Source organism: Marinobacter sp. bablab_jr008, from assembly GCF_016464145.1.
Classification (GTDB): Bacteria; Pseudomonadota; Gammaproteobacteria; order Pseudomonadales; family Oleiphilaceae; genus Marinobacter; species Marinobacter nauticus.
This window is the reverse complement of record NZ_JACDWW010000083.1, coordinates 1-15,845: the sequence shown is the minus strand read 5'-3', so window position 1 is coordinate 15,845 and position 15,845 is coordinate 1. Positions and strand designations below refer to the sequence as shown.

12 protein-coding genes, 1 tRNA gene and 1 pseudogene are annotated in these 15,845 nt (G+C 55.7%); all 14 read right to left on the bottom strand.

Features of this window, described 5'->3' with window-relative positions; all coding sequences use genetic code 11:
* Positions 1–327: GTP-binding protein (locus tag JIF53_RS16870; protein WP_228285514.1), on the bottom strand; the 327-nt coding region annotated here is incomplete at its 3' end.
* A gap of 34 nt (positions 328–361) precedes the next feature.
* Positions 362–2,467: an elongation factor G gene (gene fusA / locus JIF53_RS16865; protein ID WP_023011585.1), complete on the bottom strand. Its 2,106-nt coding sequence runs from the start codon at positions 2,465–2,467 to the stop codon at positions 362–364.
* An 18-nt stretch (positions 2,468–2,485) separates the two neighbouring features.
* Entirely contained in the window at positions 2,486–2,956 is a 471-nt protein-coding gene (gene rpsG / locus JIF53_RS16860) for a 30S ribosomal protein S7 (protein ID WP_011784243.1), read from the bottom strand.
* Between the two features lie 115 nt (positions 2,957–3,071).
* Complete coding sequence (gene rpsL / locus JIF53_RS16855) at positions 3,072–3,446, bottom strand: 30S ribosomal protein S12 (protein ID WP_008174844.1); 375 nt, start codon at positions 3,444–3,446, stop codon at positions 3,072–3,074.
* Between the two features lie 166 nt (positions 3,447–3,612).
* Positions 3,613–7,827 carry a DNA-directed RNA polymerase subunit beta' gene (rpoC, locus tag JIF53_RS16850; RefSeq protein ID WP_011784242.1) on the bottom strand — a complete coding sequence of 1,405 codons (4,215 nt, stop codon included), beginning with the start codon at positions 7,825–7,827 and terminating at the stop codon, positions 3,613–3,615.
* A 76-nt stretch (positions 7,828–7,903) separates the two neighbouring features.
* Positions 7,904–11,980, bottom strand: coding sequence for a DNA-directed RNA polymerase subunit beta (gene rpoB / locus JIF53_RS16845; RefSeq protein ID WP_199453480.1), 4,077 nt, complete (start codon positions 11,978–11,980; stop codon positions 7,904–7,906).
* 242 nt (positions 11,981–12,222) lie between these two features.
* A complete protein-coding gene (gene rplL, locus JIF53_RS16840) occupies positions 12,223–12,597 on the bottom strand; it encodes a 50S ribosomal protein L7/L12 (protein WP_011784240.1) in 375 nt (124 codons plus the stop codon).
* Positions 12,598–12,637: 40 nt separating this feature from the next.
* The gene (gene rplJ, locus JIF53_RS16835) at positions 12,638–13,168 is read right to left on the bottom strand and encodes a 50S ribosomal protein L10 (protein WP_014420483.1); all 531 of its coding nucleotides are present in this window, start codon (positions 13,166–13,168) and stop codon (positions 12,638–12,640) included.
* Between the two features lie 219 nt (positions 13,169–13,387).
* Complete coding sequence (rplA, locus tag JIF53_RS16830; protein ID WP_014420482.1) at positions 13,388–14,086, bottom strand: 50S ribosomal protein L1; 699 nt, start codon at positions 14,084–14,086, stop codon at positions 13,388–13,390.
* A 1-nt stretch (position 14,087) separates the two neighbouring features.
* On the bottom strand, positions 14,088–14,519 hold the full coding sequence (gene rplK / locus JIF53_RS16825; RefSeq protein WP_011784237.1) for a 50S ribosomal protein L11: 432 nt from the start codon (positions 14,517–14,519) through the stop codon (positions 14,088–14,090).
* Between the two features lie 117 nt (positions 14,520–14,636).
* Entirely contained in the window at positions 14,637–15,170 is a 534-nt protein-coding gene (nusG, locus tag JIF53_RS16820) for a transcription termination/antitermination protein NusG (RefSeq protein WP_011784236.1), read from the bottom strand.
* 12 nt (positions 15,171–15,182) lie between these two features.
* Complete coding sequence (gene secE, locus JIF53_RS16815; RefSeq protein WP_011784235.1) at positions 15,183–15,551, bottom strand: preprotein translocase subunit SecE; 369 nt, start codon at positions 15,549–15,551, stop codon at positions 15,183–15,185.
* A 33-nt stretch (positions 15,552–15,584) separates the two neighbouring features.
* Positions 15,585–15,660, bottom strand: a tRNA-Trp gene (locus tag JIF53_RS16810).
* 44 nt (positions 15,661–15,704) lie between these two features.
* Positions 15,705–15,845: pseudogene (locus tag JIF53_RS16805) on the bottom strand (elongation factor Tu); the annotation flags it as partial.

Below are 15,845 nucleotides of genomic sequence, written 5' to 3'. Positions count from 1 at the left end.
TGCGGAGCAAACCAGGATCGCGCCGTCCATCTGTGCCGCACCAGTGATCATGTTCTTCACATAGTCAGCGTGGCCCGGGCAGTCTACGTGGGCGTAGTGACGGGTCGGAGAATCGTACTCTACGTGAGAGGTCGCGATGGTGATACCACGCGCACGCTCTTCCGGTGCGTTATCGATCTGATCGAAAGCACGGCTCTCGCCAGTGCCCCAAACTTCGTGACATACACGAGTCAGGGCGGCTGTCAGAGTGGTCTTACCATGGTCAACGTGACCGATGGTGCCCACGTTTACGTGCGGCTTGTTACGCTCAAACTTTGCTTTGGACACGGTTACACCTCTTCCTGTTTCTTAAGTCCTGGGATCAACCCTTTTTAATGATCGCTTCGGCAATGTTCGAAGGAGCTTCCGCATAGCGGGAGAACTCCATCGCATAAGACGCCCGGCCCTGTGTTGCAGAACGCAGGTCGGTGGCGTAACCGAACATCTCCGACAACGGAACTTCTGCACGGATGACTTTGCCCGCAGGGCTCTCATCCATACCCTGCACGAGGCCGCGACGACGGTTCAGGTCGCCAACAACGTCACCCATGTAGTCTTCAGGGGTAACAACCTCTACCTTCATGATCGGCTCAAGAAGGGCAGGATTTGCTTCGAGGGCGCCTTTCTTCATCGCCATGGAACCAGCGATCTTGAACGCCATTTCGTTGGAGTCGACGTCGTGGTAGGAACCATCGTACAGCGTCGCTTTGATACCCAGCAGCGGATAGCCGGCCAGACAGCCGTTCTGCATCTGCTCCTCGATACCCTGCTGAACCGCAGGGATGTATTCCTTGGGAACCACACCACCAACGATCTCGTTCACAAAGATAAAGTTTTCGCCATCTTCATCATCCAGAGGCAGCGGCTCCAACTTCACTTTTACGTGACCGTACTGACCGCGACCACCAGACTGACGAACGAATTTACCTTCAACGTCAACCGGCTTACGGATGCACTCACGATAAGCGACCTGAGGCTTACCGATGTTGGCCTCAACCTTGAACTCGCGACGCATACGGTCAACGATGATGTCCAGGTGAAGCTCACCCATACCAGAGATGATGGTCTGACCGGACTCTTCGTCGGTGCGAACACGGAACGAAGGATCTTCCTGAGCCAGTTTGCCCAGCGCCACACCCATCTTCTCCTGGTCAGCTTTGGACTTCGGCTCAACAGCTACGGAGATAACCGGCTCAGGGAACTCCATGCGCTCCAGAACAATCTTGTTGTTCTCGTCACACAGGGTGTCACCAGTGGTCACGTTCTTCAGGCCAATGGCAGCGGCGATGTCGCCCGCCAGAACTTCCTTGATCTCTTCACGGTCGTTGGCGTGCATCTGAACCATACGGCCCACACGCTCCTTCTTGCCTTTAACCGAGTTGAACACGGCATTACCGGATTCCAGCTTACCGGAGTAAACACGGAAGAAGGTCAGCGTGCCCACGAACGGGTCGGTGGCGATCTTGAACGCCAGAGCAGCGAACGGCGCATCGTCGTCAACCGGACGAGTCTCTTCTGTACCTTCGTCGTCAACCTCACCGCGGATGGCTTTAACCTCATCCGGAGCCGGCAGGAATTCGATAACGGCATCAAGCACCGCCTGCACACCCTTGTTCTTGAACGCGGAACCACAGGTCGCCAGAACGATTTCGTTGGCGATGGTACGATCGCGCAGACCTTTCTTGATCTCTTCGTAGGTCAACTCTTCGCCTTCCAGGTACTTGTCCATGTACTCTTCGTTGGCTTCGGCAGCAGCTTCAATCATCTGCTCGCGAGCCTTCTCGGCTTCCGCCTTCATGGATTCCGGAATATCGCGAAGCTCGTAGGTCATGCCCTGGTCAGCTTCGTTCCAATAAATGGCCTTCATGCGCAGCAGGTCAACGATGCCTTCGAAATCGTCTTCCGCGCCGATCGGCAGCTGGATGGGCACAGTGGTCGCGCCCAGACGGTTACGGATCTGCTCAACAACGCGCATAAAGTTAGCGCCGGCACGGTCCATCTTGTTGACGAACACCATGCGCGGAACTTCATACTTGTTGGCCTGGCGCCATACAGTCTCGGACTGCGGCTCAACACCGGAAGAACCACAGAATACAACGACCGCACCGTCGAGAACCCGCAGAGAACGCTCTACTTCGATAGTGAAGTCAACGTGCCCCGGTGTGTCGATGATGTTGATGCGGTGCTCGGGGTATTGCTTGTCCATACCCTGCCAGAAGGTTGTAACAGCGGCAGACGTGATGGTGATACCACGCTCCTGCTCCTGCTCCATCCAGTCTGTAGTGGAAGCGCCGTCATGGGTTTCACCCATTTTGTGACTACGACCGGTGTAGTAAAGAATACGCTCGGTTGTAGTGGTCTTGCCCGCATCCACGTGCGCACAGATACCAATGTTTCTGTAACGTTTGATAGGAGTCTTGCGTGCCACGATATAAACCTCGGCTTGTTAGAAACGGAAGTGAGAGAATGCTTTGTTGGCTTCTGCCATACGATGCACGTCTTCGCGCTTCTTCACCGCAGCACCTTTGCTGTCTGCCGCGTCAAGAATTTCGCCGGCCAGACGTTGCGCCATGGACTTCTCACCACGCTTCCGTGAGTATTCGACGAGCCAGCGCATAGCCAGCGCGTTCTGACGGGAAGGCCGTACTTCTACAGGCACCTGGTAAGTAGCACCACCCACGCGACGGGATTTTACTTCCACCATCGGCTGGATGTTCTCCAGGGCCTTCTCGAACATTTCGATCGGCTCTTCCTTGGATTTCTCGGCAACAATATCGAGCGCGCCATAAACAATGCGCTCTGCAACAGACTTCTTACCGCTTTCCATCACGTGGTTGATGAACTTGGCAAGACGTGCACTGCCGAATTTCGGATCGGGAATGATTTCCCGCTTAGCTGCAACTCTTCTTCTAGGCATCGATAAGCCCTTATATATCTAAAAGGTCTTCAGGAACCCCTGAGATAGCCATCTGCTACTCAGCCTTACTCTTACCGTTCTGACAAGCAACGATAAAAGACACCCGCTCGGGACATCAGGACTTGGGTCGTTTTGCACCGTACTTGGAGCGGCCCTGCTTACGGTTCTGTACACCCTGGGTGTCCAAAGTACCGCGAACAGTGTGATAGCGCACACCCGGAAGGTCTTTTACTCGACCGCCACGGATCAGCACAACACTGTGCTCCTGAAGGTTGTGACCTTCACCACCAATGTATGAGGAAACCTCGTAGCCGTTAGTCAGACGAACACGGCACACTTTACGCAGTGCTGAGTTCGGCTTCTTCGGCGTAGTGGTGTATACACGAGTGCACACACCACGGCGCTGAGGGCAAGCCTGGAGCGCGGGAACGTCGCTCTTGGCTACCTTGCGCTTACGAGGCTTACGCACCAACTGATTAATCGTTGCCATGTAAGCAAACTCCAAAAAAACCATACCAATGAAACTTACCCCCAATGCAGGGGGTAAAATTTAAGGGACGCAAGTTTAAGCTTGCGCCCCGAGTCAGTCAAGATGACTGATCTCTTTTTAACCACCCTGAAGGTAGGTATCTACCCCGAGGGTGGCGCGCACGAACTCAGCTTTCGCGGTTAAGTTCGGCGCTCAGAGCTTCTTCAACATCGGCCGCTGTCACGCCCTGCTCTTCCAGGTCACGCTTGCGACGGCGCTCGTTGTGATAGGCAAGACCTGTACCCGCCGGTATCAGACGCCCTACCACCACGTTTTCCTTCAGACCGCGCAGGTAGTCCCGCTTGCCAGTCACCGCACCCTCGGTCAGAACCCGGGTGGTTTCCTGGAACGAGGCCGCAGAGATGAAGGACTCGGTCGCCAGCGATGCCTTGGTGATACCAAGCAGCAGACGCTCGAAGCGTGCAGGCTCTTTGTCTGCCGCATTCGCCTTCTCGTTCTCTTCCATCACCTGGGTAATTTCTACCTGGTCGCCCGACAGCAGCGTGGTATCACCCGGATCGGTGATTTCGACCTTGCGCAGCATCTGGCGAACGATAACCTCGATATGTTTATCGTTGATGACAACGCCCTGCAGACGGTACACGTCCTGGATTTCGTTGGTGATGTACTTGGCCAGCTCGACCACACCCAGCAGACGCAGGATGTCGTGCGGGTTGGACGGACCATCCGAGATCACCTCACCCTTTTCAACGGTTTCACCTTCGAACACGTTGAGCTGGCGATGCTTCGGAATCAGAACCTCATAGGCATCGTCATCCTTCGGCGTGATCACCAGGCGCTTCTTGCCTTTGGTCTCTTTACCGAAGGAAACCACCCCGCTGATCTCCGCGAGGATCGCGGACTCTTTCGGACGACGGGCCTCGAACAGGTCGGCAACCCGAGGCAGACCACCGGTGATGTCCCGGGTCTTCGAGCTTTCCTGCGGAATACGGGCGACCACATCACCCAGCTCGATCTTGGCACCATTCGCCATGGTTACCAGAGCGTTGGCCGGCAGGAAGAAGATCGCGGTACCGCCCCCGGGCAGCTCCACTTCCTCTCCCGAGTCGTCGACCAACTGAATGGCCGGACGAATGTCCTTACCCGCAGCCGGACGCTCTTTCGGGTCAATCACTTCCATCGTGGACAGACCGGTCAGCTCGTCAGCCTGGGTACGGACAGTAATGCCCTCTTCCATGTTGACGAACTTGGCGGTACCCTTCGCTTCCGCGATGATCGGGTGCGTGTGCGGATCCCACTTGGCAACCACAACACCAGCTTCTACCTGATCACCGTTCTTCACAGACAGCACGGCACCGTACGGCAGTTTGTACCACTCGCGCTCACGCCCCTGCTCATCGGCAATGGCCAGCGCGGAGGAACGGGATACCACCACCAGCGAACCGTCGGTTTTCTCGATCGACTTCAGGTTGTGCAGGCGTACCGTACCACCATGCTTCACCTGGATATTGTCTACCGCAGACGCCCGGCTCGCGGCACCACCAATGTGGAAGGTACGCATGGTCAGCTGGGTACCAGGCTCACCGATGGACTGGGCAGCGATAACACCTACCGCTTCGCCCACGTTCACCTGGTGGCCACGGGCCAGATCACGGCCGTAACACTTGGAACAGATGCCGTGACGGGTCTCACAGGTAATCGCAGAGCGTACCCAGATTTCGTCTACACCCGCGCGCTCAACCATTTCGACGGTCTTTTCGTCGAGCAGTGTGCCCGCAGGAACAACGGCGTTGTCCTTGTCAGTCGGCGTGAACACATCGCGAGCCGTCACACGACCCAGAACCCGGTCGCCCAGCGGCACAACCACGTCGCCGCCTTCGATGTGCGGCGTCATCAGCAGACCTTCATCGGTACCACAGTCTTCCTCGGTCACCACCAGATCCTGAGACACGTCAACCAGACGGCGGGTCAGGTAACCGGAGTTCGCGGTCTTCAGTGCAGTATCCGCCAGACCTTTACGAGCACCGTGAGTCGAGATGAAGTACTGGAGTACGTTCAGACCTTCACGGAAGTTAGCCGTAATCGGCGTTTCGATGATGGAACCATCCGGCTTGGCCATCAGACCACGCATACCGGACAGCTGACGGATCTGGGCGGCGGAACCCCGCGCACCGGAATCGGCCATCATGTAGACGGAGTTGAAGGACTCCTGCATCAGGTCTTCACCGTCTTCGCCCTTCACTGGCTGGCCATCAGGGCCAATAACCTGCTCTTTGGACAGACGCTCCATCATTGCCTTGGACACTTTGTCGTTGGCACGGGACCAGATGTCGATCACCTTGTTGTACTTCTCACCCTGGGTCAGAAGACCGGATGCGTACTGGTTTTCGATGTCCTTTACTTCGTCGGAGGCTGCATCCACCAGCTCGTACTTCTCCGGCGGAATCTCGAAATCGTTAAAGCCGATCGAGATACCGGAACGGGTTGCGTAGTGGTAACCCATGTACATCAACTGGTCAGCGAAGATGACCGTGTCTTTCAGACCAGCATCCCGGTAACAGGTGTTGATCAGGTTGGAAATCGCCTTCTTCACCATCGGCTTGTTGACGATCTCGAACGGCAGGCCGTCCGGCACGATATCGTAAAGCAGAGCGCGACCAACGGTGGTATCGACAATGCGGAAGCTCTCGGTACGGTTACCGTCTTCGTCAACCGCAACTTCCTTGACCCGAACCTTAACCTTCGCCTGCAGGTCAACCTGACCGGCACCGTAAGCGCGATGGGCTTCCTTGACGTCAGCAAAGACCATACCTTCACCCAGAGCGGCGTGACGCTCACGGGTCATGTAGTACAGCCCCAGTACCACGTCCTGAGACGGTACGATAATGGGCTCGCCGTTGGCGGGCGACAACACGTTGTTGGTAGACATCATCAACGCGCGGGCTTCGAGCTGGGCTTCCAGAGTCAGCGGTACGTGTACCGCCATCTGGTCACCATCGAAGTCAGCGTTGTAGGCCGCACACACCAGCGGGTGCAGCTGAATGGCCTTACCTTCGATCAGAACCGGCTCGAACGCCTGGATACCCAGACGGTGCAGGGTCGGCGCACGGTTCAGCAGGATCGGATGCTCACGGATGACCTCATCCAGGATATCCCAGACCACGCCTTCCTCACGCTCGACCATCTTCTTGGCGGCCTTGATCGTGGTCGCCAGTCCGCGGTGCTCAAGCTTTGAGAAAATGAACGGTTTGAACAGCTCCAGAGCCATTTTCTTCGGCAGACCGCACTGATGCAGGCGCAGGTACGGACCTACCACGATCACCGAACGGCCGGAGTAGTCAACACGCTTACCCAGCAGGTTCTGACGGAAACGACCCTGCTTACCCTTGATCATGTCAGCCAGGGACTTCAGCGGGCGCTTGTTGGTGCCGGTGATGGCACGGCCACGACGGCCATTGTCCAGCAGGGCATCCACAGCTTCCTGCAACATCCGCTTCTCGTTACGCACGATGATGTCCGGAGCATTCAGCTCCAAAAGGCGCTTGAGACGGTTGTTCCGGTTGATCACCCGACGGTACAGGTCGTTCAGGTCGGAAGTGGCAAAACGGCCACCATCCAGCGGAACCAGGGGGCGCAGGTCCGGCGGAAGAACCGGCAGCACGGTCATGACCATGTCGCCTGGCTTGTTACCGGAATACAGGAACGCTTCCAGAATTTTCAGGCGCTTGCTGAATTTCTTGATCTTGGTTTCGGAGTTGGTCTGCGGAATTTCTTCGCGCAGCGCGTCAACTTCTGCCTGCAGATCGATGTCTTCCAGCAATTGCTTGACGGCTTCCGCACCCATGCGGGCGTCGAACTCGTCACCAAACTCTTCCAGGGCTTCGTAATACTGCTCATCGTTCAGCAGCTGGCCCTTCTCCAGAGTGGTCATGCCCGGATCGATAACAATAAAGCTCTCGAAGTACAGAACCCGCTCGATGTCACGCAGGGTCATGTCCAGCATCAGACCGATGCGGGACGGCAGCGACTTCAGGAACCAGATATGGGCGACCGGGCTGGCCAGCTCAATATGGCCCATGCGCTCACGACGAACGCTCGCCAGGGCAACCTCGACACCACACTTTTCACAAATGACACCGCGGTGCTTGAGGCGCTTGTATTTTCCGCACAGACACTCGTAGTCCTTGATCGGGCCGAAGATCTTGGCACAGAAAAGACCGTCACGCTCCGGCTTGAAGGTACGGTAGTTAATGGTCTCAGGCTTTTTTACTTCGCCAAAAGACCAGGAACGAATCATGTCAGGCGACGCCAGGCCAATGCGGATGGCGTCGAATTCCTTGCTCTGATTCTGGCTCTTGAGAAGATTCAGCAAATCTTTCATCAGTTAAAGCTCCGGATGGCGTTAATCTCGGGCGGGCACACGGAGTGCCCGCTCACGCTGCCAAAAACAATTCGGCTCACTCGGATTCCAGCTCGATGTCGATACCCAACGAGCGGATTTCCTTGACAAGAACGTTGAAGGATTCAGGCATGCCCGGCTCCATACGATGATCGCCATCGACAATGTTCTTGTACATCTTGGTCCGACCGTTTACGTCGTCAGACTTGACGGTGAGCATTTCCTGCAGGGTATAGGCGGCACCGTATGCCTCCAGAGCCCAGACTTCCATCTCACCGAAGCGCTGACCACCGAACTGAGCCTTACCACCCAGCGGCTGCTGGGTAACCAGGCTGTAAGAGCCGGTAGAACGAGCGTGCATCTTGTCGTCGATCAGGTGGTTCAGCTTGAGAATGTACATATAGCCAACAGTTACCGGACGATCAAACGCATCGCCGGTACGGCCGTCATAGAGCTTGGTCTGACCAGTAGTATCCAGGCCAGCCAACTCAAGCATTCTCTTCACCTCGGCTTCCTTGGCACCATCGAAGACCGGTGTTGCCATGGGAACGCCACCACGCAGGTTGTTGCACAGCTCGAAAATCTCTTTGTCAGTCAGACTGTCAAGGTCAACCTTGAACACTTCGTCCGAATGATTGTAGATCTCGTCCAGCAACTTGCGAAGCTCAGCCACCTTGCGCTGCTCATCAAGCATGCGGCTGATCCGCTCACCCAGGCCTTTAGCCGCAGCACCCAGATGAGTTTCAAGCACCTGACCAACGTTCATCCGCGACGGTACACCGAGCGGGTTCAGAACGATATCGACGGTATTGCCAAACTCGTCGTAGGGCATGTCTTCAATCGGCATAACCGCAGAGATAACACCCTTGTTACCATGACGGCCAGCCATCTTGTCGCCCGGCTGAATACGACGTTTGATTGCCAGGTAAACCTTAACAATCTTGAGTACGCCAGGAGCCAGATCGTCGCCCTGCTGAAGCTTGCCCTTCTTGTCGTCAAAGCGAGCTTCGTGCTCTTTCTTGCGATCCTCGAGGCCCTGCTCGGATTTCTCCAGCAACTCGTTCAAAGCTTCGTCTTTCATGCGCAGCTTGAACCAGTCGGCTCGCGGCAGTTCCGCCAGGTAGGCTTCTTCCAGCTTCGCACCCTTTTTCAGGCCAGGACCACTGATCACTTCCTGACCTTTCATAGCGGCCATCAGACGCTCGAACGTCGCACCTTCAACAATGCGGTACTCGTCTTTCAGGTCCTTACGGTACTTGTCCAGCTGCTCTTTCTCGATCGAAAGCGCTCGGGCATCTTTCTCGATACCGTCACGGGTGAAGACCTGAACGTCAATGACCGTACCACGGGTACCGGTCGGCACACGCTGAGATGTGTCCTTAACGTCAGACGCTTTTTCACCAAAGATGGCACGCAGAAGCTTCTCTTCCGGGGTCAGCTGGGTTTCGCCTTTCGGCGTTACCTTACCAACCAGAATGTCGCCGGGGCCCACTTCAGCGCCGATGTAGACAATGCCAGACTCATCCAGCTTGGACAGTGCGCTTTCACCCACGTTCGGAATATCTGCGGTGATTTCTTCGCTGCCCAGCTTGGTATCACGAGCCACACAGGTCAGTTCCTGAATGTGGATGGTGGTCAGACGGTCTTCCTGAACCACTTTCTCGGAGATGAGAATGGAGTCCTCAAAGTTGTAACCGTTCCAGGGCATGAACGCGATGCGCATGTTCTGACCCAGAGCCAGCTCACCCAGATCCACAGAAGGACCATCCGCCAACACATCGCCACGGGCAATCACGTCACCCTGACGCACGATAGAACGCTGGTTGATACAGGTGTTCTGGTTGGAGCGGGTGTACTTGGTGAGGTTATAGATATCCACACCTGCATCACCGGCTTCGGTTTCTTCGTTGTTGACGCGAACCACGATACGTGCCGCATCCACGCTTTCGATCACGCCACCGCGACGCGCAGTAACACACACGCCAGAGTCCTGAGCCACCGTGCGCTCAACACCGGTACCCACCAAAGGCACCTGCGACTTCAGGGTCGGCACCGCCTGACGCTGCATGTTCGCACCCATCAGGGCCCGGTTGGCATCGTCGTGCTCCAGGAACGGGATCAGAGACGCCGCGACCGATACAACCTGGCGCGGAGATACGTCCATGAAGTTAACCGCTTCCGGAGGCGCTACGGTAAATTCGTTCTGGTGACGCACCGTAACCAGCTCATCAGTCAGACGCTTGCCTTCATCGGTAGCGGCGCTGGCCTGGGCGATCACGTAGTTGCTCTCTTCAATCGCTGAGAGGTAAACCACCTCGTCGGTCACCACACCATCGACCACCTTCCGGTACGGACTCTCAAGGAAGCCGTAGGAGTTGGACCGGGCGTAGGTTGCCAGCGAGTTGATCAGACCGATGTTCGGGCCTTCCGGAGTTTCGATCGGGCACACGCGGCCGTAGTGGGTCGGATGTACGTCACGGACTTCGAAGCCAGCGCGTTCACGGGTCAGACCACCTGGGCCCAACGCGGAAATACGACGCTTGTGGGTAACCTCGGACAACGGGTTGTTCTGATCCATGAACTGGGACAGCTGACTGGAGCCAAAGAACTCTTTCACAGCGGCCGCAACCGGCTTGGCGTTGATCAGGTCCTGCGGCATCAGGCCTTCGCTTTCGGCGAGACTCAGACGCTCACGAACCGCACGCTCAACACGCACCAGACCAACACGGAACTGGTTTTCGGCCATTTCACCCACGCAACGCACACGACGGTTGCCCAGGTTATCAATGTCATCCACCTGGCCCTGGCCGTTACGAATGGCAATCAGAGTCTTCAGTACGTCGATGATATCGTCGTGCGTCAGCGTGCCTTCGCCGGTGCTTTCTTCCCGGCCCAGGCGACGATTCAACTTCATCCGGCCAACGGCGGACAGATCGTAACGCTCTTCGGAGAAGAACAGGTTGTTAAACAGATTCTCCGCAGATTCCTTGGTAGGCGGCTCGCCCGGGCGCATCATGCGGTAGATTTCCACCAACGCTTCGAGCGGGGTGCGGGTCGGGTCGATACGCAGGGTATCCGACATGAACGGACCGCAATCCAGGTCGTTGGTGTACAGGGTTTCAATGTCTTTAACACCGGCATCAAGGATCTTGGTAACCACTTCCTCGGTGAGTTCGGTGTTGCATTCTACCAGCACTTCGCCGGTAGACTGATCGATCATGTCCTTGGCCAGGACACGACCGTAGAGATACTCGGTCGGTACTTCCAGCTCGGTGATACCGGCTTTTTCCAGCTGCTTGATGTGACGGGCAGTTATCCGGCGGCCTTCTTCAACAATCACGTTGCCGTCATTGTCTTTGATGTCGAAGGTTGCGATATCGCCCCGCAGACGGCTTGGTACCAGCTCCAGCTTGCACACTTCCGCGCCCAGGCTGAACTTACTGGTTTCAAAGAACATCTCGAGCATTTGCTCGGAGGTATAGCCCAGACCACGCAACAGAATGGAGGCGGGCAGCTTACGACGGCGGTCGATACGAACGAACACGGCGTCCTTCGGATCGAACTCGAAGTCCAGCCAGGACCCACGGTAAGGAATCACCCGGGCTGAGTACAACAGCTTGCCGGAGGAATGGGTCTTACCCTTGTCGTGATCGAAGAACACACCAGGTGAACGGTGGAGCTGGGAAACAATAACGCGCTCGGTACCGTTAACAACAAAGGTACCGTTCTCGGTCATCAGGGGCATTTCGCCCATGTAGACTTCTTGCTCTTTGATGTCCTTGATCGCCTTGTTGGACGATTCCTTATCATAAATGATCAGGCGGACCTTCACCCGTAGCGGCGCGGCGTAAGTTACGCCCCTGAGCTGACATTCCTTGACGTCAAAGACTGGCTCGCCGATTCGGTAGCTCACATACTCGAGCGCGGCGTTGCCAGAATAACTGACGATCGGGAATACGGATTTGAATGCTGCATGAAGACCAGTTTCCCGGCGGTCTTCAGGCGCAGTTTCCATTTGGAGGTAGTCCCGGAACGAATCCAGCTGAATAGACAGCAAATAGGGGACTTCCATCACGGAAGGCAATTTACTAAAGTCTTTGCGAATCCGCTTTTTCTCAGTGTAGGAGTAAGTCATCTGCATTCCCCAGCTTTAGACCTGATACCTGGTATCAAGAAGCAATCAAATGTTCTGCTTCGGGGCCGAGTTGCTCGGCTTATCGCGCCGTCTTGAACAAGACTCTGGCTGTAGGTTATAGATCTGACATCAACCTGCAATTGCACACCAGACTCTATAGCATATACAACAGAAAAAGGCCGGTGGCACGAAGCCACCAGCCCGTCCATGCTTAACGCACGGTGTCGATCAACAGCCGACTCTTACTTGAGCTCAACAGAAGCGCCTGCTTCCTCAAGCTTCTTCTTGGCTTCTTCAGCCTCGTCCTTGCTTGCGCCTTCCTTAACAGTAGAAGGTGCGCCGTCAACCATTTCCTTGGCTTCTTTCAGACCCAGGCCAGTCAGTTCACGAACGGCCTTGATAACGTTTACTTTCTTCTCGCCAGCGCCGGTCAGAACTACGTCGAACTCGGTCTTCTCTTCGGCGGCTTCGCCAGCAGCGGCAGCAGCCGGAGCGGCAGCAACAGCGGCAGCAGCAGAAACGTTAAACTTCTCTTCCATTGCTTCTACGAGCTCAACAACTTCCATTACGCTCATTTCAGCAATTGCATTCAAAATATCGTCTTTAGACAGAGCCATGACTTTCTCCCAAAAATGTAAAAAATGGTGTTCAACAGAATCAAGCAGCGTCTTGCTTCTGGTCCCGGACTGCAGCTACAACACGTGTGATCCTGCCCGGAATATCGTTCAGGGTACGTGCAAGCTTGGTAACTGGTGCCTGTGTAACAATGGCCAGCTTGGTCAACGCTTCGTGCAGCGTCGGCAGCGTAGCCAGGCGATCAATCTGTTCTGCACCCATCAGCTCACCGCCGACAGCCAGACCCTTGATTTCGAACGCCTCTTTCTCTTTGGCAAAATCCTTCAGCAGGCGCGCAGCGGCACCCGGATCTTCCATTGAGAAAGCCAGAATGGTCGGACCAACCAGCGCCGGATCAATGCACTCGAACTCGGTACCACGAATCGCGATCTTTGCCAGGTTGTTACGAACAACCTTCAGACGCACGTTTTCGGCACGAGCCTTGGCACGCAGCGCCGTCATGTCACCGGAGGTGACACCACGGTAGTCAGCCAAAACCACAGACAGAGCAGTACCAGCAGTCTCGTTGACTTCAGCGACGATCGCTTTCTTGTCTTCGAGTCTAATTGCCACTGGTTTTCTCCTCGATTTCGCCGGCTTATGCCAGCAAACCCATCTATGTCCCTCGCGGGACGCCTAACGGTGTTTGGGTTCAGAGAGAACGTCGTCACACCGTCTGCGCAGGCGTTGCTTTAACCCTTGAGGCGCCCTTCAAGAGGGCGCTGCGGGGGCCTGCGGTCTTTGACAGCCTTGGCTTCCGCCCAGACTACAAAGTAACTACCGCTCAGAGCCTCAGATGCTCAGAGTACCCTGATCGATAGTCAGGCCAGGACCCATCGTGGAAGAGATGGTGATCTTCTTCAGATACACACCCTTCGACGATGCAGGCTTGGCCTTTTTCAGATCTGCCACCAGAGCTTCAAGGTTTTCCTTGATGTTCTGCGCAGAGAATTCAACGTTACCCAGCGGAGCGTGGATAATGCCGTTTTTATCAGTACGGTAGCGAACCTGGCCGGCTTTGGCGTTCTTGACCGCAGTCTCAACGTCTGCAGTTACAGTACCAACCTTCGGGTTCGGCATCAGGCCGCGCGGACCAAGGATCTGGCCCAGCTGACCAACCACACGCATGGCATCCGGAGTGGCAATAACCACGTCGAAGTCCATATTGCCTTTTTTCACTTCGTCAGCCAGATCATCCATACCTACCACGTCTGCCCCGGCAGCAGTGGCTTTCTCGGCATTGGCACCCTGAGTGAACACAGCTACACGAACAGTCTTGCCAGTACCGTGCGGCAGAACAGTGCTGCTACGTACGACCTGGTCAGATTTACGCGCATCAACACCAAGGTTAACGGCCACGTCTACAGACTCTTTGAACTTGACGTTCTGGCCCAGCTCGGCCAACAGTGCTACCGCCTCATCAACGGTGTAGGCACGGGTAGAGTCTACTTTTTCACGAATCAGCTTCTGACGCTTGCTCAGCTTTGCCATCTTACAGACCCTCCACGTTCAGGCCCATGCTGCGGGCAGTTCCGGCAATGGTACGAACCGCTGCTTCCATGTCGGCAGCAGTCAGATCCGGCTCTTTGGTCTTGGCAATTTCTTCCAGCTGAGCACGGGTTACCGTACCCACTTTGTCCGTGTTCGGACGACCGGAACCGCTCTTGATGCCAGCCGCTTTTTTCAGCAGCACCGGCGCCGGCGGGGTCTTGGTAATAAAGGTAAAGCTGCGATCACTGTATACAGTGATGACAGTCGGAATCGGCAAGCCCGGCTCCATGCCTTGAGTCTTGGCATTGAAGGCCTTACAGAATTCCATGATGTTTACGCCGCGCTGACCCAGGGCCGGACCAACGGGGGGACTCGGGTTGGCCTGACCGGCAGCAACCTGAAGCTTGATATAGGCTTCAATTTTCTTTGCCATGATAGTTCTCCTGTGGGTTCTGACGCCTTTCGGCTCCCCGTTTATATAACTGCCTTCAGCAGACACAAAAAGCCCGCGTCGCCGTGGCGCGCGAGCTCTCAGGTTTTCAGGCTACGCTCAGTCTTTCTCGACCTGACCAAACTCCAGCTCTACCGGAGTTGAACGGCCAAAGATCAGGACCGCAACCTTAACTCGACTCTTCTCGTAGTCGACTTCCTCAACAACGCCATTGAAGTCTGCAAACGGACCTTCAACAACGCGCACAATCTCACCCGGCTCGAACAAGGTCTTCGGCTTGGGCTTGTCAGCACCGCTTTCTACACGACGCAGGATTGCCTCAGCCTCGCGCTCGGTAATGGGTGCCGGCTTGTCCTTGGTACCACCAATGAAGCCGAGTACCCGAGGAGTATTCTTGACAAGATGCCATGAGGCATCATCCATTTCCATCTGGACCAATACGTACCCGGGATAGAACTTGCGCTCGCTCTTGCGCTTCTTGCCATCGCGCATTTCGACGACTTCCTCGGTCGGAACCAGGATCTCGCCAAACTTGTCTTCCATGCCTTCGAGCGCCACACGCTCCTTCAGAGTGCGCATTACGTGCTTTTCAAAGCCAGAATACGCATGAACGACGTACCAGCGTTTAGCCATTGCCCACTCCCGTTAGCCGATGAAGCCGGCGACCAGCCAGCTGATCAGCGAATCCATACCCCACAAGATCAGAGCCACAACCAGAACAAACACCACAACAATAATCGTGGTCTGAACCAGCTCAGGCCTGGTGGGCCAAACGACTTTCCGGATCTCTACGCGTGCTTCCTTCAACAGGGTGGCAAAACGACGGCCACGCTCGGTCTGCAGCGCAACAAATGCAGCAACAAGACCCAGCCCAACAAGAGCCAGAACCCGATACAGCACAGACTCGGCACTAAAATACTGATTACCAACCACACCAACGGCAATCAGAACAAAAACAACCAGCCATTTCAGAGCATCGAAACGGCTGGTCGACTGAACGGCTTTTGACTCCATAGGAATCAGCTTATGTATCCGGATGTTGAAAAATGGCAGGCCAGGAGGGAATCGAACCCCCAACCTGCGGTTTTGGAGACCGCTGCTCTGCCAATTGAGCTACTGGCCTGCACCGAAACAACTCAGCGCAACAACAAACGAGTAACCCGAAGGTTACTCGATGATCTTGGCGACCACGCCGGCACCAACGGTACGACCACCTTCGCGAATCGCGAAGCGCAGGCCATCTTCCATGGCGATCGGAGCGATCAGGGTGACGGTCATTTTCACGTTGTCACCCGGCATTACCATTTC

Bases quoted from the DNA above. Each gene is read 5' to 3' on its own strand.
- rpsG (WP_011784243.1), bottom strand. From the start codon at position 2,956: ATGCCTAGAAGAAGAGTTGCAGCTAAGCGGGAAATCATTCCCGATCCG.
- rpsL (WP_008174844.1), bottom strand. From the start codon at position 3,446: ATGGCAACGATTAATCAGTTGGTGCGTAAGCCTCGTAAGCGCAAGGTA.
- rpoC (WP_011784242.1), bottom strand. From the start codon at position 7,827: ATGAAAGATTTGCTGAATCTTCTCAAGAGCCAGAATCAGAGCAAGGAA.
- rpoB (WP_199453480.1), bottom strand. From the start codon at position 11,980: ATGACTTACTCCTACACTGAGAAAAAGCGGATTCGCAAAGACTTTAGT.
- rplL (WP_011784240.1), bottom strand. From the start codon at position 12,597: ATGGCTCTGTCTAAAGACGATATTTTGAATGCAATTGCTGAAATGAGC.
- rplA (WP_014420482.1), bottom strand. From the start codon at position 14,086: ATGGCAAAGCTGAGCAAGCGTCAGAAGCTGATTCGTGAAAAAGTAGAC.
- rplK (WP_011784237.1), bottom strand. From the start codon at position 14,519: ATGGCAAAGAAAATTGAAGCCTATATCAAGCTTCAGGTTGCTGCCGGT.
- nusG (WP_011784236.1), bottom strand. From the start codon at position 15,170: ATGGCTAAACGCTGGTACGTCGTTCATGCGTATTCTGGCTTTGAAAAG.
- secE (WP_011784235.1), bottom strand. From the start codon at position 15,551: ATGGAGTCAAAAGCCGTTCAGTCGACCAGCCGTTTCGATGCTCTGAAA.